Source organism: Desulfosalsimonas propionicica, from assembly GCF_013761005.1.
Lineage (GTDB): Bacteria > Desulfobacterota > Desulfobacteria > Desulfobacterales > Desulfosalsimonadaceae > Desulfosalsimonas > Desulfosalsimonas propionicica.
The window spans coordinates 651,246-671,491 of the sequence record NZ_JACDUS010000001.1; the positions used below are offsets into that span (position 1 = coordinate 651,246).

The 20,246-nt window shown below is 56.0% G+C and carries 13 protein-coding genes; 10 read left to right on the plus strand and 3 right to left on the minus strand.

Going from position 1 to position 20,246, the window contains the following annotated elements; all coding sequences use genetic code 11:
- Position 1: 1 nt before the first annotated feature.
- From HNR65_RS02790 to HNR65_RS02800, 3 genes are all read right to left on the minus strand, one after another.
- Positions 2–1,459: a methyl-accepting chemotaxis protein gene (locus HNR65_RS02790; protein WP_181549904.1), complete on the minus strand. Its 1,458-nt coding sequence runs from the start codon at positions 1,457–1,459 to the stop codon at positions 2–4.
- Positions 1,460–1,653: 194 nt separating this feature from the next.
- Entirely contained in the window at positions 1,654–4,098 is a 2,445-nt protein-coding gene (gene priA / locus HNR65_RS02795) for a replication restart helicase PriA (RefSeq protein WP_181549905.1), read from the minus strand.
- Positions 4,082–6,382, minus strand: coding sequence for an NADP-dependent malic enzyme (locus HNR65_RS02800; RefSeq protein WP_181549906.1), 2,301 nt, complete (start codon positions 6,380–6,382; stop codon positions 4,082–4,084). Before HNR65_RS02800 ends, priA begins: the two co-directional genes overlap by 17 nt.
- A gap of 383 nt (positions 6,383–6,765) precedes the next feature.
- On the opposite strand from HNR65_RS02800, the gene HNR65_RS02805 reads away from it, so the two are divergent.
- From HNR65_RS02805 to tssB, 10 genes are all read left to right on the plus strand, one after another.
- Positions 6,766–7,647: a cache domain-containing protein gene (locus HNR65_RS02805; protein ID WP_181549907.1), complete on the plus strand. Its 882-nt coding sequence runs from the start codon at positions 6,766–6,768 to the stop codon at positions 7,645–7,647.
- 3 nt (positions 7,648–7,650) lie between these two features.
- Positions 7,651–8,985 (plus strand): uracil-xanthine permease family protein, encoded by a 1,335-nt coding sequence (locus tag HNR65_RS02810; protein WP_181549908.1) that lies wholly within the window; start codon positions 7,651–7,653, stop codon positions 8,983–8,985.
- Positions 8,986–9,170: 185 nt separating this feature from the next.
- Positions 9,171–10,535 (plus strand): PP2C family protein-serine/threonine phosphatase, encoded by a 1,365-nt coding sequence (locus tag HNR65_RS02815; protein ID WP_220128261.1) that lies wholly within the window; start codon positions 9,171–9,173, stop codon positions 10,533–10,535.
- Between the two features lie 255 nt (positions 10,536–10,790).
- Positions 10,791–11,318, plus strand: a complete 528-nt coding sequence (locus tag HNR65_RS02820) for a type VI secretion lipoprotein TssJ (protein ID WP_181549909.1) — start codon at positions 10,791–10,793, stop codon at positions 11,316–11,318.
- Positions 11,315–12,709, plus strand: a complete 1,395-nt coding sequence (gene tssK, locus HNR65_RS02825) for a type VI secretion system baseplate subunit TssK (protein ID WP_181549910.1) — start codon at positions 11,315–11,317, stop codon at positions 12,707–12,709. The genes HNR65_RS02820 and tssK overlap by 4 nt, the downstream gene beginning before the upstream one ends.
- Before the next feature lie 53 nt (positions 12,710–12,762).
- Positions 12,763–13,473 (plus strand): DotU family type IV/VI secretion system protein, encoded by a 711-nt coding sequence (locus HNR65_RS02830; protein ID WP_181549911.1) that lies wholly within the window; start codon positions 12,763–12,765, stop codon positions 13,471–13,473.
- 23 nt (positions 13,474–13,496) lie between these two features.
- Positions 13,497–16,967 (plus strand): type VI secretion protein IcmF/TssM N-terminal domain-containing protein, encoded by a 3,471-nt coding sequence (locus tag HNR65_RS02835; RefSeq protein ID WP_181549912.1) that lies wholly within the window; start codon positions 13,497–13,499, stop codon positions 16,965–16,967.
- An 8-nt stretch (positions 16,968–16,975) separates the two neighbouring features.
- Positions 16,976–17,716: a TagF domain-containing protein gene (locus HNR65_RS02840; protein ID WP_181549913.1), complete on the plus strand. Its 741-nt coding sequence runs from the start codon at positions 16,976–16,978 to the stop codon at positions 17,714–17,716.
- A 69-nt stretch (positions 17,717–17,785) separates the two neighbouring features.
- Positions 17,786–19,507, plus strand: a complete 1,722-nt coding sequence (gene tssA, locus HNR65_RS02845; protein WP_181549914.1) for a type VI secretion system protein TssA — start codon at positions 17,786–17,788, stop codon at positions 19,505–19,507.
- 228 nt (positions 19,508–19,735) lie between these two features.
- Positions 19,736–20,236, plus strand: a complete 501-nt coding sequence (tssB, locus tag HNR65_RS02850) for a type VI secretion system contractile sheath small subunit (RefSeq protein WP_181549915.1) — start codon at positions 19,736–19,738, stop codon at positions 20,234–20,236.
- The last annotated feature ends 10 nt before the right edge of the window (positions 20,237–20,246 follow it).

Consider the following 20,246-nt stretch of genomic DNA (forward strand, 5'->3'; position numbering starts at 1 on the left):
ATCATCGGGTGCTTTTGCCGCCCACCACGGCCTGCAGTTGGGCCACCATCTGCTCGAGTTCTGCGGCCTGGGAGGAAAGCTCTTGGGCTGCACTGGCCGACTGCTCGGAATTGGCCGCGTTTTGCTGAACCACCTTGTCCATTTCCGAAACCCCGGTGTTGACCTGCTCGATTCCCTGGGACTGCTCCTTTGATGCTGCGGCGATCTCGCCGATAAGGGTGTTGACCTTGCCCGAACTGTCCTTGATGGAATTGAGCTGCGCGGCCACTTCCTCTGCCACGTTCACGCCGTTGCCCGCGTTTTGCTGGGACTGCTCAATGAGCCGGGAAGTGTTGCTGGCGGCTTCGGCGCTTCGCTGGGCCAGGTTTCTGACCTCTTCGGCCACAACCGCAAAGCCCTTGCCCGCCTCCCCGGCCCTGGCGGCCTCAACAGCGGCGTTCAATGCCAGCAGATTGGTCTGAAATGCGATATCGTCAATGGTTTTGATGATTTTTGAGGTCTCGTTGGAAGACTCTTTTATTTCGTTTATGGCCGTGTTCATGCGCTGCATGGAGGCAACGCCGGAGTCCACCGCGGATGCCGTTTCCTTGACCGCCCCGTCGGCCATTTCGGCATTGTCCGCGTTTTGCCGGGTCTGTGAGGCGATCTGCTCCAGGGACGCAGAGGTCTGTTCAAGGCTTGAAGCCTGCTCGCTTGAGCCTTCAGCCTGGGACTGGCTTGAAGAGGCAATCTGGCCGGAGGCGGAGGCCACCTGCTCGGAGCTTTTGCCCAGGCCTTCGACGATTCCGGCCAGCGCCCGGCTGGTCCGGCGGCTGAAGAAAAAGGCAACTGCAATGGATATACCGGCAAGGGCCAGGGAAATCAACATCAGCAGCCTTGTCTGGGCCGCTATGTCTTTTTGAATGCTTTCAACGTAGACGCCCGTGCCGATGATCCAGTCCCAGGGTTTAAATTCCGCCACATAGGACAGTTTCGGCTCGATCTGTCCTTCGTTGTCATAGTACTGCCACTTGTAGGGTACGTGGCCGGCGCCTTCCTGTTTTGCCGTTTTGGCGAATTCAACAAAAAGGTTGCGTCCGTCCGGGTCCGTGATATCAGAAACATTCTTTCCTTCCAGGTCCGGGCTGAACGGATGCATGACAATGCGCGGGGTGAAATCCTGGATCCAGAAGTAATCCTTCATTTTCGGGCCGTAACGGATGGCGCGCACGGTTTCCTTTGCGCGCGCCTGCGCCTCCTGGCGCGACATTTGGCCCGACTCCTGCTTTTCATGAAAGTTTTTCAGAACTGAAAGCCCCACTTCCGCCAGTTCTCCGGTTTTTTCCTTTTTTTCACTGTAAATGCTTTTTTCCAGGGACTGGCTGCTGACAACCCATAAAACAAGGGCCACCACAAGCACGGGAACCACGGATATGGCGACAATTTTGGCATTCAGGCTCATTTTCCGGATTGATCTCATTGCTACCTCCCGGGTTTGCTTGTAAACATTGTTTCTAAGCAACAATGTTGTTTAGGATGAAACGCGCCACCGGCTCACGGGAATTTTTCCAAACCCGTCACCGGTTCTGTGTTTACCTTTCGGTGCGTTTGGGCAGATGTTTAATGCGGCAGGCGATTCTTTTCTTTGCCGGTTGTGGGGCGGGCCCGGCGGGCCTACATCATGAAAAAGGGATCCACGTCAATGGCGGTGTGGATTTCTCGGCCCGGGAAGGCCGAAGGGTTTTGGGTGCGCAAAAGATTGAGCATTTTTCGGACAGCCCCGGCTTCCGGGGCCTTTAGGAGGATCTGCCAGCGGTAGCGGCCGGCGATGCGGGTGACCGGGGACTCAATGGGGCCGAGGACCTGGACCTGCTTTAAGTTCGGATCACCGCTGTTTTGGATCTGCTGGCACAGGCGGCCAAGGTCTTCTGCCTGCTGGCGGGCTTTGGTTTTGTCCCGGCCGGAGATTTTCAGCTGGGTCATGCGGGCAAAGGGCGGGTATTGCAGGGCTTTTCTGAATTTGATTTCCTGGTTGTAAAAAGACATAAAATCCTGAATCCGGGCTGCCCTGATGGCAAAATGATCCGGACTGTACGTCTGGAGCACCACTTTTCCGGGGGCTGTGCCCCGGCCGGCCCGGCCGGCCACCTGGGCCAGGACCTGGAAGGTCATCTCCCCGGCCCGGAAATCCGGAAACGACAGGGATAGGTCCGCACAGATGATGCCCACCAAAGTGATGTTGGGAAAATCATGGCCCTTGGCCACCATCTGGGTGCCCACCAGAATGTCGATTTTCTGCTCCCGCAGGTCTTTGAGAATTTTGAGCAAAGCGCCTTTGCGGTTGATGGTGTCCTTGTCCATTCGCGCCACCCGGGCTTCCGGGAAAAGCGTGGCCACCGCGTCCTCAAGTTTTTCCGTGCCGGTTCCCAGCTGCTTGATCGAAGCCGACCCGCAGGTGTCGCACTTGGAGACAGCGGCCCGGAAATAGCCGCACATGTGGCATTTGTAAATGTTGGCTTTTTTGTGAAGCGTCAGGGTGATATCGCAGTGCCGGCATTTCAGGGCCTCGCCGCACTGGGCGCACACCGGGTAGCTGGCAAAGCCCCGGCGGTTTAAAAACAAGAGCACCTGCTCATTTCGGCCAAGAGTGGCCCGGATCTCTTCTTCCAGGGGCGGGGTGATAAACCGGCGCGCGCCCTTCAGCCCCTTGTGTTGCCGCAGATCCACCACCGCCACCTCGGGCATGGCCTGGCGGTGGATGCGCCGGGTGAGGTTAAGTTCGCGGAATTTTCCGGCGGCCACATTATACACCGACTGCACCGAGGGGGTGGCCGATCCGAGCACCACAGCCCCGTTTGCCAGCTTGGCGCGGACCACGGCCATGTCCCGGGCGTTGTAGTGCAGCCGGCCTTCCTGCTTATACGAGGTGTCGTGCTCTTCGTCCACGATAATGACCCCGGGTTGGGTCAAGGGCGCAAATACCGCAGATCTGGCGCCGATGACAACCGGGGCTTCGCCCCGGGCAATGCGCATCCACTGGTCAAAGCGCTCGCCGGCGGACAGCCCGGAGTGCAGCACCGCCACCCGGGCGCCGAACCGGGCCCGGAACCGGCGCTCGATTTCCGAGATCAGGGCGATTTCCGGCACCAGGACCAGGGCCGTGCGATTGTGTTCCAGGGCATGGGCGGCAATGTGCATGTAGACCTCGGTTTTGCCTGATCCGGTCACTCCCGCCAGCAAATAGGTGCGGAATCCGGATGTGACCGCCTCTGCGGCCTCGCGCACCACACGCTGCTGTTCGGCGGTGAGCCGGGGCGGGGTGTCCGGGGTCACGGGATCGCCAAACGGGTCCCGGTAGACCTCCTGTTCCACAATGCAGACAATTTCTTTTTTGGCCAGGTCGCGCACGTGTGCGGCAGCCGTGGGGACGATTTTTTTCAGGGCCGCCACCGGGCTTTGGCCATTGGTGCGCAGATGTTGGATAATTTTGGCTTTGGGTTCAGACAGGCCGGATTCGTCCGCAGATGTATCCGCCAGGGCGGCACAGCGCTCGGTCTTGGTGCGCACGGTCTGCCGCTTGAGCTGGTGCTGTTTTTCAATCAGTCCCTGCCGGCGCATTTTTTCCAAAAGGCTGCGGGGAATGTCTTCACCGGTATTTTTGCACAGCGCCGCCCATCTGCAGGCCTTTTCAGTAAGCCGGGCCAGGACTTTTTTCTCGGCAGTGTCCAGGGTGTTTTCCTCCAGGGCCCGACGGCCCCGGGCAGTGGGCGAAAACACCGCGTATTCCGATGGGTTGATGCCCCCGGGAAGGGCGTCTGAGATGACCTCGCCGATGGGATGGATGTAATAGTCGGCAATCCAGCGGAAAAACGGAATCATTTCAGCCGGAAACAGCGGGGTGTCGTCATCTATGACATCGTCTACGGGCTTTAGGTTATCCGCGGTGTCCCGGCTGTCATCTCCCAGCACATAGCCCGTGATTCGACGGGAGCCAAAGGGCACAAGCACGCGTTTGCCGGCTTCCACCAGGCCTTCCAGGGCCGGCGGCACCTGGTAGGTGTAGGTGCCGAACACCGGCATGGCCACGGCCACTTCAACCTGTTTATGCCGGGTCGGCATGGCCGAAGACCGATGGCTTTTTCTGCTGCTTGCGCTCAAATTCCTGGGCCTGGGCCACGGTAATGGCCATGACGTTGACCACGTTTTCCATGTCCGTGTCGCGCTGGACCACGTTAAACGGTCTGCTGATGCCCATCAAAAGGGGGCCCACGGCCTTGGCCCCGCCCAGCCGCTGCATGAGCTTGTAGGCGATGTTGCCGGATGCCAGCTCCGGGAATATCAGCACATTGGCCGGCGCGCCCAGGCGGTTGAACGGGTAGTGCTGGTTTAAGATTTCGGAGACCAGTGCCGTATCCGCCTGCATTTCGCCGTCAATGGTCAGGGAAGGGTCGCGTTTCATGGCGATTTCCACGGCTTTTTCCACCCGCTGGGCATCCGGGTGACGCGTGTCGCCGAAGTTGGAAAACGAAAGCATGGCGATTCTGGGGTTGATGTCGAAAAACCGCGCCATTTCCGCGGTCAGCAGTGCGATTTCGGCCAGATCTTCGGATGAAGGGTTGATGTTGACCGTAGCATCGGCAAACATCAGTATCCGATCCCGGAAGACCATCAGATAAACCCCGGACACCTTGCTGACACCGGGTCGCCGGGAGATGACCTGGAGCACCGGCCGGATGGCGTCCGGATAGGATCGGCTGATGCCGTGGACCTGACCGTCAACCATGCCTTCATGGACCATCATGGCCCCGAACACGAACCGGTTTTTCAGCTGATGGCGGGTTTCAGCCGGTCCCCATCCCTTGCGCGCCCGCATCATGTGCAGTTTGCCTGTATACTGGTCAAACAGGGGGCTTTGAGCCGGGTCGATGATTTCAATGCCGTCCAATGGCACGTGGAGCTGCCGGGCCAGGTCCTTTATCTCCTCGTGACTGCCCAGCAGAATGGGCCGGGCGATGCCTTCGCTGGCGGCGTGATGAGCGGCTCTTAAGATCACGGGATGGTCGCCTTCGGGCAGCACGATCCGCTTGGGGTTCTGCTGGGCCCGGGTGATGATCTTGCGCATGATTTCGCGTTCCGGTCCCAGGCGGGCCTCCAAAGCCTGGATATAGGCGCCTGGATCGCTGATCTCCGTGCGCGCCACCCCGGTTTCAACAGCGGCCCGGGCCACAGCCGGGGTGATTTTCAAAAGCACCCTGGAATCCAGGGGCTTGGGGATGATATAGTCGGGTCCGAAGGTCAGGGCCGTGCCCCCGTAGGCCCGGATCACCGAGTCGGGCACATCCTCCCGGGGCAGTTTGGCCAGGGCATGTATCGCGGCCAGCTTCATTTCCTCGTTGATGGCCGATGCGCGCACATCCAGGGCGCCCCGGAAAATATAGGGAAATCCCAGCACATTGTTGACCTGGTTGGGATAGTCGGATCTGCCCGTGGCAATAATGGCATCCGGCCGTACCGCTTTGGCCTCGTAATAACCGATTTCCGGCTCCGGGTTGGCAAGGGCAAAAATGATGGGATTTTTGTTTAACAGCCGCAGCAAATCCGTTGTAAAGGCGCCTTCCACCGAAAGGCCCAGCAAAACATCGGCGCCCTGCGCCGCATCGGCCAGGGTGCGCTTGTCCGTGGCAGCGGCAAATTCCTCCTTGTAGGGATTCATGCCCTGCTTGCGGCCCTGGTAAATTACGCCCCGGGAATCCACAAAAATAATGTTTTCCTTTTTGACGCCCAGGGATACATACATCCGCGCTGTGGCAATGGCGGCCGCACCCGCGCCGTTGACCACCACTTGCAGATCTTCGGGCTCCCGGCCGGTCAGGCGGCAGGCGTTGATCAGCGCAGCTCCGGAAATAATAGCGGTTCCGTGCTGGTCGTCGTGGAAAACCGGGATGTTCATCTCCCGGCGCAGGGTGTCTTCGATGTAAAAACAGTCCGGGGCCTTGATGTCCTCGAGGTTGATGCCCCCGAACGTGGGCTCCAGCAGCCGGACGGTTTGGATAAATTCGTCCGGATCCTCGGTTTTGATCTCGATGTCAAACACGTCCAGGTCGGCAAAGCGCTTGAACAATACCGCCTTGCCCTCCATGACCGGTTTTCCGGCAAGGGCCCCGATATTGCCCAGTCCCAGCACGGCGGTGCCGTTTGTGATCACGCCCACCAGGTTGGCCTTGTCCGTGTAATCATAGGACAGATCCGGGTTTTTCTGGATTTTGACACATGGCAGACCCACGCCCGGTGTATAAGCAAGGCAGAGATCGCCCTGGGACATGCAGGGCTTTGTGGGCACCACCTCGATTTTACCGGGACGGGGCTTGTTGTGATATTCAAGAATTTCTTTATCAGTGGGCATTGTCCACAGCTTTCTTTAATGGGTTAAGGATATGGTACAATCAACATAACTATATCCAAAACCCCTGGCATGTCAACCGGGGGCTGTTGGTCTGGTGCCGGCGAAAATGCTTGAATGTCGTATTGTTAAATGATAACTACACTCGGCAATTCATTTTTCCGGCAATGGTGGAAAAATGGCAGCAAGGTGCCCGGCGGGTTTTTGCCCCTTTTTTAAACGATAATTGATGGCACCGTAAAAAGTCTGACTTCAGGTGGCGCCATCATAATTCACCTGCACCAGGATCTTTCGGCAATGAGCCGTTTATGCTAAGAAAAAGCCTTCAGCAGCCATCCGATCCGATGACTGCAAAAAAGTTCGCAATCCGGATGCCGGTAGTAATCGTGAGGCTATACATCATTCTGCCGCTGCTCGCCTTCCTGCTTGTCCTGCCCGAAATTTCCGCAGGCGCGGAAGCAGAAGAGACCACCTACTATTACAAGCGAACCAAACGGGTGGTCTCCATGGTCAACAACGCGGCCCGGGTCCTTGAAGAGAAAGGGGAAAAGGCCTTTGACGCGTTTGCTCAAAAGGGTTCCCGCTGGTTTCAGGGCGAAATCTACCTGTTTATCTATACCATGGAAGGCGTCAATATTTTTCATCCCGTGCAGGATCAGCTGGTCGGCCAGGATCTTTATGACATGAAAGATGTCAACGGCCGCCCGTTGATCCGCCTTCTCATTGAAAAGGCGGAAAACGGCGGCGGCTGGGTGCATTATATGTGGACGCGGCCCGGGGAGTTTATTCCCACGTGGAAAAGCGGATATGCCAAAAAAGCGGTCATGCCCGACGGCCGGGAGGTTTTCGTTGGCTCCGGCGTCTACAATATCCGCACGGAAAAAGAGTTTATTATTGAAATGGTCGATGATGCGGTTGAACTGATTGAGGAGAAAAAAGAAGCCGCCTTTGATGCTTTCCGCAGTGATGCCGGCCCTTTTTCCTTTCGGGATTCCTATATTCTCGTGTTCAGGGATGACGGCACGGCTGTTGTGGATCCCGCGTTTCCCTATCTTGAAGGCCGCAACCTGCTCAAATACGATATTATCAAAAAAATGATCAGCCGCATCAGGGAAAAGCAAAGCGCCTGGGTCTCCTATCGGCGTCCCAGGCCGGGTGATGTCAACCCTTCCAAAAAGCTGGCCTATCTGCGGGCTGTAACCGTAAACGGCGAGCGCTATATAGTGGCTGCGGATTTTTTCCCGCCCAAACCCATCTGGATGAGGTAATCCATGGCCAGACCGAGCTATCTGATATACGGGCGCGATGACAGCCCTTCTTTTCTGATCTGTCTGCTTTCCGGCATCCAGCACACCTTTGTCATGTCCAGCACCCTGATCCTGCCGGTTGTTGTGGTCGGTGAAGTCGGGGGATCGCAGCTGGAGGTCCAGCGGGTGGTGAGCATGACCATGATCGCCATCGGGATAACCACCATGCTGCAAAGCCTCCGGGGACGGATCGGGATGGGTCACCTCTGTCCTTATCTGGCCGGGGTGCCCTATTTTGCCGCTTCCATGCAGGCAGCCTGGGCCGGGGGGGTGTCGATGATGGCGGGCATGTTTGTAATGGCCGGCTTGTTTGAGTCTTTTTTTTCCCGCCTTGTAAAGCGGCTGCGATTTCTTTTTCCCGCAGAGGTGACCGGGGTTGTGGTCATGATGGTGGGCATTGCACTCATCCCCCTGGGAGTGGCCAATTTCATGGGCATCAAAACCGCCGAGGCCCTTTACGAAATCCCGGATATCATGGTCGGGGCCACCACCCTGGCGGTCATGATCGGCCTCAGTGTCTGGGGCACCGGCAGAGTTCGGGTCTATTGCGTATTTATCGGGCTGGTCATCGGTTATCTGGTGGCCTATACAGCGGACGTAATGACAATTTATGACATTAACAAGGTGGCTGCCGCCCGGAGCTTCAAACTGCCCGGCCTGCTGGAAAACGCCTGGCAGTTTGATCCAAACCTGGTTTTTCCCTTTATCATCGCTGCGTTGTGCACGAGCCTGAAAGCCATCGGCGACATGATCACCTGCCAGAAAATCAGCGATGATCAATGGAAACAACCGGATATGACCGGCATTAGCAACGGGCTTCTGGCCGGCGGTATCGGCACCACCCTTGCGGGTATACTGGGCGGGGTGGGCATCAGCACCAGTTCGAGCAATATCGGGGTTTCCGCGGCCACGGGCACCACCAGTCGGAAAATCGGGCTTTTTGCCGGCGGCCTGTTTGTCCTCTTTGCGTGCCTGCCCAAAATCACAGCTGTTTTCTCCGTGATGCCAAAACCGGTGATGGGCGCGGTTCTGATTTTTGTCACATGCTATATGATCACCGCAGGCATTCAGATTTTGCTGACCGTGGAAATGGATACCCAAAAAATATTTGTCATCGGCGCAGCCATTATCTTCGGCTTAAGCGCCGATATTCTGCCGGACCTTTATAACTATATTCCGGCCTGGTTAAAACCCATGTTCAGCTCCTCGCTGACCCTGTCAACCGTGATTGCCATCACCCTCACACAGATTTTTCGGGTCGGCGATTATTTAAAGAGCAAGCTTTCGGCCAAACATTGATGCTCTCGTAAAAAGTCGATTTTCAGATGGCGCCGTAAAAAGTTCAAGATCAAGGCTTGCGCGATTTCGAAGAATGCAGCGTGCTTAGCCGTACGTGAAATTCTGAGAAATCGCGCGTAACGCAGATATTGGACTTTTACGGTGCCATCAAACATTAATCTTCTGCGGCAAAAAGGCATATGCGTATGATTGAGTTAATAACCGCTCTTTTCCCGAACGTCTGCGTCATTATGGTCTTTGCCTATATTCTGACCCGGACCCGGTTTTTCAATGAAATCCTGGAACAGCGCTTTACCCGGCAAAACCGGCTTATCCTGGTCCTGGTCTGCGGGCTGTTTTCCATCTACGGCACCATCGGCGGCATGGAAATTCTTGGGGGCATCGCCAATATTCGCGATCTTGGCCCGGCCATTGCCGGTCTTCTGGCCGGTCCGGTGGTTGGCGTCGCAGCCGGACTCATCGGCGGGTTTCACCGGTTTTTCGTGGGGGGGTTCACTGTGGTGCCCTGTACCGCGGCAACGATTATCGCGGGTTTTCTGGGCGGAGTCGTGTTTCTGCTGCACAAAAAAAAGATCCCCTCTGTTTATGCGGCAGCCGGTTTTGCTGCGGGAATGGAGCTTTTGCACATGGGGCTGGTGCTTTTGCTAAGCCGCCCCTATGACGAGGCGGTTTCCATTGTCCGGGCCATCACCGTTCCCATGATCGTGGCAAACACCACAGGCCTGGGTATTTTTTTCTTTATTGTCACCAATCTTATCTCTGAACTCAAAACCCGCTCTGAAAAAAATATGATCGAAGGCGAACTGCGGGGGGCCCGGGAAATCCAGATGAGCATCGTGCCCCGCATTTACCCGGCTTTCCCGGATCTGGACAAGATCGATTTGTGCGCAAAACTGGTGCCGGCCAAGGAAGTGGGCGGTGACTTATACGATTATTATCTGCTGGATGAAAACAAAAACGAACTGTTTTTCATGGTGGGTGATGTCTCGGATAAGGGGGTACCGGCCTCGCTTTTTATGATCATCACCATGACCCTGTTTAAGGCCAATGCTGCTGCCGGCGCTGATTTGACAAAAATCGTTGAGCGGGTCAACAACCAGTTGGCCGAGGACAACACCTCCAATATGTTTGTGACCCTTTTTTGCGGCGTGATGGACATTGCCAGCGGCGAAATCCGTTATGTCAATGCCGGCCACAACCCGCCGCTGGTCATCCGCCGGGAGCAGCAGCCGGAGTTTGTCGCCTCAACCGGGGATCTGGTCATGGGTGCCATGCCGGGTATTGATTACCATTCAAATACCATGACCCTGCATCCGGGGGATACGCTTTTGATTTACACCGACGGAATTACCGAGGCCTTTAACCCCGCACAGGAACTGTTTTCAGAAAAACGGTTAATCGAGGCCGCCCGGGGTATCAATTCGCTTTCGGCGGGCCGGGGCGTGGATTCCATCCATGACGCAGTAACCCGGTTTGCCGCAGGTGCCACCCAGTCCGACGATTTGACGCTGCTTTTGCTGCGATACAAACCAGAGACCGAACAGGAATGAAAATTTTTCCTTAAGATTTTGTTTGCCCGACCGATACTATTTTATAACCCCGTTTTGATGAAGGAAATGTAAACTTTTTCTTTACAAACAAAAGGTATTATGGAATTTTTGCGAAGCTATTTCCGGTGAATGGCGAAATGCCTGAAATTTAGATTACATAATCGTGCGCAATGGGATTTGATGGACAGTTATTGTTGCCATAAATATTCAACCGGCAGTTTTGGGCGATGCTTTTTTTTTCTGGCCGGCCTGCTGATGCTTTGCTTTGCATGCGGGGCCAAAAGGACCGACCCGCCCCCGGAGGTCAACTGGGATTTCAAAGCCGGCGCGTTTCAAATCACTTACCAGGCCTCGCCGGAGCTCAACGAATACAACAATTCCCCCCATACCTTGATCCTGATGGCCTACCAGTTAAGCGAAGCCTCAGATTTCAAAAATTATATTCAAAGCCCGGACGGCATCAAACGCCTGCTAAACCTCTATGACCCCGACGAGCGAAAAACCGTTTCATTGAAAAACCTGGAAGATCTTCAGCGATTTGTGATTTCCCCGGGTACAAAAAAGACCCTGGTCCTTGACCGGGTCAAAGAGGCCCGTTGGATCGGGCTGGTGGCCGGTTATTTCAACAGCCGGCCGGAATTGTGCAGTGCGGTCCTGCGTATTCCCGTCAAACGAACCGAAGAAGGATTGATCAGAAAAAAAATCAAGGTTGAACCCGCAGATCTGCATATCAACATTGAGCTTGACGCCAACCAGATGCATACAAGCAGGGACGCTTCATGAAGTCACAAAGTCCGTTATACTGGCACCAGGGCCTGTTTTTACAGCCCCATCATTTTCAGCAGTTTGATCAATACCAGCAGTCTTTGCTGCTTCCTCTGAAAGAACAACTCACCCCGCATTTCTGGGGCATTATCGAAAACCGGATCAACAAGGACGCACTGAAAAACCAGACCATGGAAATCAACCGGGCGGATCTGATTTTTCAGGACGGCACCTGGGTGGAATTTCCCGGAAACAGCCTGCTTCAGTCCAGGTCCTTTGACCATGCATGGGTGGAGGCGGACAAGCCTTTTACGGTGTATCTCGGCCTGAGAAAACTCGATCCCAACGCCGCCAATGTGGCGGTTCTGGAGAACAGCGACGCGTTGAGCAGTGCTGCCGCCAGGCTGGTGGCCTTCAGGGAGGCCGGGGAGGTGGGAGACATCTACACGGCCGGCCCCCGGGCAAGTGTTCGGAAGCTCCAGTTTCTGCTGCGTATTTTTTGGGAAAATGAAATCACGGATTTAGACGATTACACCCTTATCCCCATTGCCCAGCTTTGGCGGGAAGGTGAAGATATCCTGCTGTCAAAACAGTTTGTGCCGCCGTGTCTTTCGGTCACCGGTTCTGCCGGCCTTTTTCAAATGATCAAATCTGTCCGGGATCAGATCGCCTCCCGCTGCCGACAGCTCCAGGAATACAAAAGCCCCAAGGAGATGCAGACCTCCAGTTTTGACACCGAATACATGGTTTATTTGCTGGCCCTGCGGTCTTTAAACCGGTATGCCCCGGCTCTGTTTCACCTGCTTGAGGCACCAAGCGTGCATCCCTGGCAGGTATATGCTCTTTTCCGGCAGATTGTCGGAGAGCTAAGCTCCTTTTCCGACCGGATCAACGCCCTTGGCGAGACCGCCAATGACGTCAAGCTGATGCCCGCATATGACCACAACGATTTGACGCGCTGTTTTTCCGATGCCACTACCCTGATCACCGAGCTGTTAAACGACATCATCATCGGCCCGGAACACATTATTCGTCTGGAAAAGGATGATATCGGTTTCAGGGCGGAAATCCCGCCCGAAGCCCTTGACCGGAGAAACGAATTTTACCTGGTGATCCGCAGCAAAACAAAGGAATCAGCCCTGAAAAAAGCACTTACCAATATTGTCAAGATCTGCTCCGTGGATCATATGCCAACTTTGATTTCCAGGGCACTGCCGGGCATTGCTTTGGAGCAGACAAAAATTCCGCCGCCGGGTCTTCCCAGACGGTCAGATTCCCAGTATTTCCGGCTTGATCGGTCCGACGGGCTTTGGCGTTATGTTGAACGCAGTCAAAATATTCAGATTTACTGGGAAAATCCCCCGGATGACCTGTACGCGGAACTCGTTGTCCTGCAGAAGCAGTCCTGACCGGCTGCTGTTCTCCGGTTTGCCAATCAATTCCAATTTTCGGAGTGACGGCCATGAACGAATCAAACCATTCCGCAAGCCCGGCCCGGAAGCCGAACCCGACGGCGGTCCGGCTGATTGACTGCTTTATGGAGATTATTGCCTATACCCTGTACCGGGTGGACTGCGGCAGCGGCGGCCAGACGGATTTCCAGACTGTGCAGGCCGACTATGACGCACTTTTAAAACGCTCGGGCCGTTACGCCCAGCAGGCCAAAATCTCCAGCTCGGACTGGAAAAAGGCCTGTTTCCCGGTCTGCGCCTGGGTGGATGAACAGATCATGTGCTCGGACTGGCCGGAAAAGGGGCAATGGCAGCAAAACCAGCTGCAGCTCAAGTTTTTCCAGACCACCATGGCCGGGCAGGAATTTTTCAGCCGGCTTGAAAAACTCAAGGAAACCGACCGGGAAATCCGGGAGGTCTTCACCTACTGCCTGGCGCTGGGCTACAAGGGCCGGTATTACACGGATGACGATCAGATGCAGCTCTCCGAGATCAAGGTGGAGAATCTGCTGAAATATTTTTCCGAAGACCAGGAGATGAACCTGCCTGAATCGTTGTTTCCTGAGGCCTACCAGGACAGGGCCGGGGCGGGGAAAAGTTTTTCCGGCAGACAGGGGTTGTGGCAGGCCGTGTTGTTTTTCGCACTGCCGCCGGTTGCCGTGATCGGCGCCTATGTTTTCTACTATGAAAGCCTCGGCCGCCTTGTGGAAAAATTGTTTTAACTGCAAAAATCGGATCCGGGACCATGATTCGTAAAATTTTGAAATACTTTTTATACACGCTGCTGCTACTGGCCCTGGCCGCGGGCATTGCATTTCTGGTCATTGCCAAACAATGGCCGTGGTGGGTGGGCGTGGCCATGGGAGCCGGCATTTTAGGTCTCGTGCTCGGTTTTTTCTTTCTCAAAAGATACTTTCTCCAGCGCCGGGAACGCAAGTTCGTCAAGCAGATCATTGCCCAGGATGATGAAGCCATCGGCCAGGCGCCTTTGCATGAACGCCGCCAGCTGCAGGAACTGCAGGACAAATGGAAAAAATCCGTGGACCTGCTGCGCCAGTCCAACCTGAAGAAAGCCGGCAACCCGCTTTATGTGCTGCCCTGGTTTATGGTGATGGGAGAGTCGGGCACCGGCAAGACAACGGCCATTAAAAACGCCAAGGCAAATTCCCCGGTGGCTGAAGTCAACACCGGCATTGGGGGCACCCGGAATTTTGACTGGTGGTTTTTTGACGAAGCCATTGTCCTGGACACGGCCGGGCGATACTCCATCCCCATTGACCAGGAGCCGGACCGGGAGGAATGGGAACGCTTTCTGGGCCTGCTGGCCAGGTACCGGAAAAAAGAGCCGTTAAACGGATTGATTCTCACTGTGGGTGCAGATCAGCTTTTGACCCAGGACGCAGACACCCTGCGGGAAAACGGACTGAATCTGCGCAAACGAATTGATCAGCTCATGCGGGTGTGCGGGGCCAGATTCCCGGTTTATCTCATGGTGACCAAAACCGACCGGGTCCACGGCTTCAACCCTTTCAGCCGGCTTCTGCCCGAAGACCGTCTTAACCAGGCAATGGGCTTTAGCAGCCCGGAGGCCGGACAGTACTGGGAGGACTTTCTGGATTCCGCTCATCGTCATGTGTGCGAGCGGTTAAAGGACTTTCGGCTGCTGATCATCCAGCACGCCACCCGGCCCGATCCCGGCGTGCTCATGTTCCCGGATGAGTTCGAAAAGCTGCATGCTGGTTTAAAAGCCTTTGCCGAAGGCGCGTTTCAGGAAAACCCCTACCAGGAAACCCCCATGCTCACGGGTGTTTACTATTCCAGCGGCACACAGACCGGAGAACCCTGCTCGGAGTTTGTCGAGCAGTTCGGCATTGCGTGCCCGGAGCCGGCACAGGCCCGCAACGGCATTTTTCTCAGGGATTTTTTCAAGCGCATCCTGCCCGCAGACCGCCACCTTTTCCGGCCGATTCTGGAATACCTCAAATGGCGGCGGCTCACCAGGCGGTTCGGCCTGACGGCCTGGGCGCTTTTGTGCCTTTGTCTTCTGGGTATGGTCAGCCTGTCTTACATCAAAAACACGGAGGCTGTAAAAGAAATCGCCCGGCACGCCCAGGCGCCTCCGGATTTTACCGGTGATGCGGCAACCGACGTGCTGATGCTGGATGCCTATGGCCGGCAGCTCGGCGAGATTCGCGAATTTAACCGCAAATGGCGCATTCCCCGCTTTGGCCTGGATCACAGCCTGGAAGTGGAAAACCGGTTCGTGGATCGTTATGTGCAAAGCTTCCGGGATCACTTCTTAACGCCCATGGACAAGCAGCTGGAAAAAAACATCAATCAATTTGATACCAATACCCCGAATGCGGTTGTCGCCGACTATGCGGCCCACATGGCGGGCCGCATACGAGTGCTCAACGATTACCTGGAAGGCCGCAGGCCTGACTCCGAATCCGTGCTCACGGACGTCGCCTCGGAGATCTGGCTGGTCATGGATGAAACTGTCTTAAACGACATCGCCCTGCAGTTCGCCCGCAACTATTACAAGTACCTGGAACTTGCAGACAACCGGCAGGCCATGGCCCGAAAGGTCAAAACCCTTGGCGGGCTTTTTTCAGACCTGCTGAAAATCAGGGCTCCGGGGGAAAACGGTTCAGGGGTGGAGCTCAACTGGCTCACCGCAAAAAAAATGCCGCATGTGTCGCCTGTTTCCATGGATCGTTACTGGGTAGAATTTACAGGTCAGACTGAAAACGACGGCCACGAGTCCATTGCCGCCTATGTGCCCGCGGCCTACACCCGGCAGGGCAAAGAGCGCATTCATGAATTTATCGGTCAGATCCGGCAGATTCTGGATCCGGGCGACGGGCTTGAAACCGCTGAAAAGGCCTTTTGGCAGCGTTATGAAAACGACTATCTGCAGGCATGGGCCAATTTTGCGCTCAGCTTTTCCCGGGCCCCGGATTTTGCCGTATCCGGGGTGCAGCGCAGGAAACTGGCCCAATCCATGAGCACCCCGGACAACCCCTATTTCCGGCTGTTATCCGAGATGGCCGAACAGCTCCGGGTCATAGATGATCCGCCGGCCTGGGCAGCCACTGTCCTGGAAATCGAAAAAGTGCGAAATACCCGTACCGAATCCCGGCAGGAGCAGGCCTCCCTGGTCGACCGGATTCGGGACAAGGGATCTGCGGCAGCGGGTAAAACCCTTTCGGTGACTTCGCCCGAGGCGGCCCGAAAAAGGGAAAAACAGCTGGCTGCCGCTGAGCAGTGGCACAACTATCTCGAAGCCCTGGAAAAGCTGCAGCCGGCTGCAAACCGGATTCAAACCGCTTTTGAGATGGCCGGTGATTTTTTCTCCCCCGGAAACGGGGCTTCGGGGCAAAAATCCGAGTTTCATGCCGCCCAGGATGAATTTTCGGGTTTGCTCCTGCGTCTGGCGGCAAGCAAGGATCCCTCGGTTGCCGGGGCGCTGCTTGAAGGGCCCCTGGATTACATGGCCGATTTCGCCGTCCGGCAGGCCCAGGGCGTGGTGCAGAAAAAATGGGAGTCCATGGTGTTGGCCAACACCCGGGGCATGGATCCCGGCCGGGTTCCCTACGCCATTTTCAAGCGGCCCGACGGCGCGGTCTGGAAGTTTCTTGACGGGCCGGCCAAACCCTTTGTGGAGCAGGGAAAAGAAGGTTTTTATGCTGCCACCGGCCTGAACCGGTCCATGGCTTTTAAAAATGATTTTTTTCTGTTTCTGGACCAGGGGGCCGAAGGCACCGTGGAAGTCGAACCCGAATACAAGGTGCAGATCAGCACCTTGCCGGTGCAGGTCAATGAAGGGGCGGAGAAAAGCCCGTATGCGGTGATGCTGAACCTGTCCTGTGCAGACGGTCAGACGCGGCTCAAAAATTACAATTTTCGCGAAACCCGGTTGTTTACATGGCAGATGAACCAGTGCGGCGACGTGGAACTGACCATCCTGCTGCCGGATACAAAGCTGACATACCGTTATTCTGGTGAAATGGGTTTTGCCCGGTTTCTGCGGGATTTTCGGGACGGGGTAAGAACTTTCACCCCCAAAGATTTTCCAGAGCAATCCCGGCTGCTGAAAAACTGGGATATTTCAAGTATTCGGGTGGCTTACGAAATCCGGGGCGCCGACCCGGTGATCCGGCTGTTGACAGACGTGCCCCGGAAGGTGCCTGAAACCATTATCGCGAAAAGGTAGCGCGGGCAATGCAATGGACACGCTCATTTTGGGGAAAGCATCCCGCTTTTAAAGATTATATCCGGATCAACGCTGATGAGCCCATGGTTTACGCCTTTGTCCAGTGGCTGGACAGATGGTGGCAAAATGCCGGGATTTCCGGGTTTGAAAAAAATTCCGGGACAAGCGCCCGGTTTTGGATCATGTCTGCAAATGCCGTGCACCTTGCCTGCGGCATCATAGCCGCCAGCACCGATGCAGAAGGCCGGCCCGCTCCGGTTTTGTGTGCAATGAAGGGGGTGCTGCCCAAAAGGGCCCGGGGGGCCTGGCAAATGCTGCCTGTCTGGTGCATGGCCCCTTGGCAGGCCATGGCGGATTTTTTGGAACAACGGTTTGACGCATTTGCTGACTTTAAAAATGCATTCGGCCGGATCCCGCAGCCGGACTTTGCCGTACAGCCCGGATGCGCTGAACCCGGGAGTATGGCAGCCATCCGAAAAATCGTACAGCAGAATCTGGCGGCCGGAAAAAACCGATTTATCCGGGAGAAAATGCTTTGCTTTTTTCCGGATGAAGCCGGCAGTATACCGGACTGCGCTGAAAAAGAGGTTTTTTTCTCCTGGATGACCGCAATCCGGGAAGCCGTGGACCTGGGGCCGGGCAGCGCATTTTTTCGAAACACGGGAGGGCGCACGGCCCTGTACCTGTATTACCGCCCCCTGGGGGCGGCGGATTTTTTAAAGGCTTCAGTGGGCAAAACCCGTCACTAAAAATTCAGGCGGATTGTCCGATAACATACAAAAGTGTTTTTTCAGACAAATCAGTCGCAGAGAGCAGGCATGGACATATTATCCCTGGGAAAAACCCCGATCCGTCAAGAGGCCCCGACAGGCGAGGATACCACCTATCTGCCGGAGTTCGAAGAGATTCAGAATGAAATCGACAAACTTTCTGTTGTCTCGGAACAGGCCGGCCAGGTGGACTGGGACCGGGTCCTTGAGCTGGGTGCCGTGCTTCTGGCTGAGAAATCCAAGAATCTTCTTGTGGCCGCCTACATGGCCGAGGCCCTGATCAAAACCCGGCAGTTCGAAGGTCTGCAGCAGGGCACGCAGGTGCTAAAAGACCTGGTGGAAAACTATTGGGACACCCTGTTTCCGCCCAAAAAGCGCAAAAAGGGGCGCATTAACGCCCTGAAATGGTGGTATGACCGTGCGGAAAAATTTATCAACGATTATCAATCCCCGGCTCAGCCCGCCGAGGCCGTTGATGACATCAAAAAGACCCTGTCGGATCTCGACGGCCTGCTTGCTGAAAAAGCAGATGACGCACCGATGCTGCGCCCGTTAATTCAGCATGTGGATAAAATTCCGGTGGAGGCCCGGCAGCCCGAGCCCGAGCCCCAACCCGAACCCGAAATCGAAGCCGAGGCGCAACCCGAAGCCGAAGCCCAACCCCAAACCGCCGGGGCCGCAGCCGAAGCCGGTGGCGGCGACACCGATCAGGAGGCCGCAAAAGAAAAGGTCCGGGATGCCGGAGGGCCGCCTGAGGAAAAACAAGCCCAACAAAAGGCTCCGAAGCCTGCTGAACCAGCGCCCGCACCGCCGGCTCCCCCGGCAATGACCCAGGCTCCGGAATCTGACAGGGATGCAAAAAAGGCCCTGAACGCATCCCTGGACACGCTGGGCCGGCTGGCCCGGTATTATCTCAAAATCAATGACGCCAACCCCATGGCTTACCGGTTAAACCGGATTTACGCCTGGCTGACCGTTGACGCGCTGCCCCTTGTCCAGGAGGAAAACAAGACCCCCCTGCCGCCGCCGGACCCGGCGGTTAAAAGTGCACTGGAGGATCAGCTTGCGGCCGGGGACTGTCAAAACGCTGTGGCCGCAGCCGAAGCCCGCCTCCGGGAGCACCTGTTCTGGCTGGATTTAAACCGCATGGCAGCCCGGGGCCTGGAAGCCCTTGGTGCAAAATATGAACCGGCGCAGGAGATGATCTGCCGGGAGACGGCCATGTTTGTCAAACGGTTGCCCGGCCTTGAAAATCTGGCATTTTCAGACGGCACCCCGTTTTGCGACAGCCAGACCCGGCAATGGCTCAATTCGATTACCGGTGCGGATACCGCTCAACAGGAGGTGCTCTCAGGTCCGGCAGGGCAGGCCGGACCGGAAACCGGCAGCCGGCACCCCGAAATAGAGGCGCAGGCCGGTGAGTTGGTGAAAAGCAAAAAAACGGTCGCGGCCGTGGAACTGCTCCAGGAGCAGCTGGCATCCTGTAGTTCCGGCCGGGATGCCCTGCTGTTTCGCATCAGCCTGTGCCGGGTGCTGATCAATGCCGGCAGGGCGGAACTGGCTTTGCCCCAGCTCGAAGCCCTGGAAGCCGAGATTGACCTCCACGGGATAGAATCCTGGGAGCCAGGACTTGCCCTGCAGGGACTTCAACTGGTTTATGCCGGGTTCAGGGACTGCGCCCGGGAGCGGCTCCGGGACCGGGCCGGGGCGGTGTTTGACCGGATTGCGCGGATCAATCCGGCAGCGGCATTCAAGATTTCCGGCATTTGACCGCACTTGTCAACACAGGAAACAAAGCATGACAAAAGCTTGATGGCACCGTAAAAAGTCTGATTTCAGATGGTGCCGTAAAAAGTTCAAGATCAGGGCTTGCGCAATTTCGGAGAATGCAGCGTAGTTATTCGTACGTGAAATTCTGAGAAATTGCGCGTAACGCAGATATTGGACTTTTTACGGCACCATCAAGCTTATCCAACATAACAAAAGGGAGGGAGTATTATGGCGAAAGAAGGATCCGTGGCCCCCAAGGAACGTGTCAACATCACCTACAAGTCGGCAACCGGGGATGCAAAGGAAGAAGTGGAGCTGCCCCTGAAGGTCATGGTGATGGGCGATTTCACATCAAAAGAAGACGACCGGATGCTCGAGGACCGCGAACCCATCAATGTGGACAAAAACAATTTCAACGATGTGTTAAAGGCCCAGAATCTGGAACTGACCTTCGGCGTGCCCAACAAACTGGCCAAAGAAGGCGCCGATGCCGAAGAAGGCGGAGAAATGGCCGTGAACATGAAATTTGAAAGCATCAAGGACTTTGACCCGGATCAAATCGTTGAAAAAGTCCCCGAACTGGCCCAGCTCAAGCAGCTGCGCGAAGCGCTGACCGCGTTGAAGGGCCCGCTGGGCAACACGCCCGCGTTTCGCAAAAAACTCCAGGAAATCGTTGCAGACGACGGCACCCGGCAGCGCCTGCTCAAAGAACTCGGATTAGAAGAATAAGGAGCGCATT

Coding starts and splice junctions, on each gene's coding strand:
- tssK (WP_181549910.1), top strand. CDS start 11,315: ATGAAGTCACAAAGTCCGTTATACTGGCACCAGGGCCTGTTTTTACAG.
- tssA (WP_181549914.1), top strand. CDS start 17,786: ATGGACATATTATCCCTGGGAAAAACCCCGATCCGTCAAGAGGCCCCG.
- HNR65_RS02815 (WP_220128261.1), top strand. CDS start 9,171: ATGATTGAGTTAATAACCGCTCTTTTCCCGAACGTCTGCGTCATTATG.
- HNR65_RS02790 (WP_181549904.1), bottom strand. CDS start 1,459: ATGAGATCAATCCGGAAAATGAGCCTGAATGCCAAAATTGTCGCCATA.
- tssB (WP_181549915.1), top strand. CDS start 19,736: ATGGCGAAAGAAGGATCCGTGGCCCCCAAGGAACGTGTCAACATCACC.
- HNR65_RS02840 (WP_181549913.1), top strand. CDS start 16,976: ATGCAATGGACACGCTCATTTTGGGGAAAGCATCCCGCTTTTAAAGAT.
- HNR65_RS02835 (WP_181549912.1), top strand. CDS start 13,497: ATGATTCGTAAAATTTTGAAATACTTTTTATACACGCTGCTGCTACTG.
- HNR65_RS02830 (WP_181549911.1), top strand. CDS start 12,763: ATGAACGAATCAAACCATTCCGCAAGCCCGGCCCGGAAGCCGAACCCG.
- priA (WP_181549905.1), bottom strand. CDS start 4,098: ATGCCGACCCGGCATAAACAGGTTGAAGTGGCCGTGGCCATGCCGGTG.
- HNR65_RS02800 (WP_181549906.1), bottom strand. CDS start 6,382: ATGCCCACTGATAAAGAAATTCTTGAATATCACAACAAGCCCCGTCCC.
- HNR65_RS02820 (WP_181549909.1), top strand. CDS start 10,791: ATGCTTTGCTTTGCATGCGGGGCCAAAAGGACCGACCCGCCCCCGGAG.
- HNR65_RS02810 (WP_181549908.1), top strand. CDS start 7,651: ATGGCCAGACCGAGCTATCTGATATACGGGCGCGATGACAGCCCTTCT.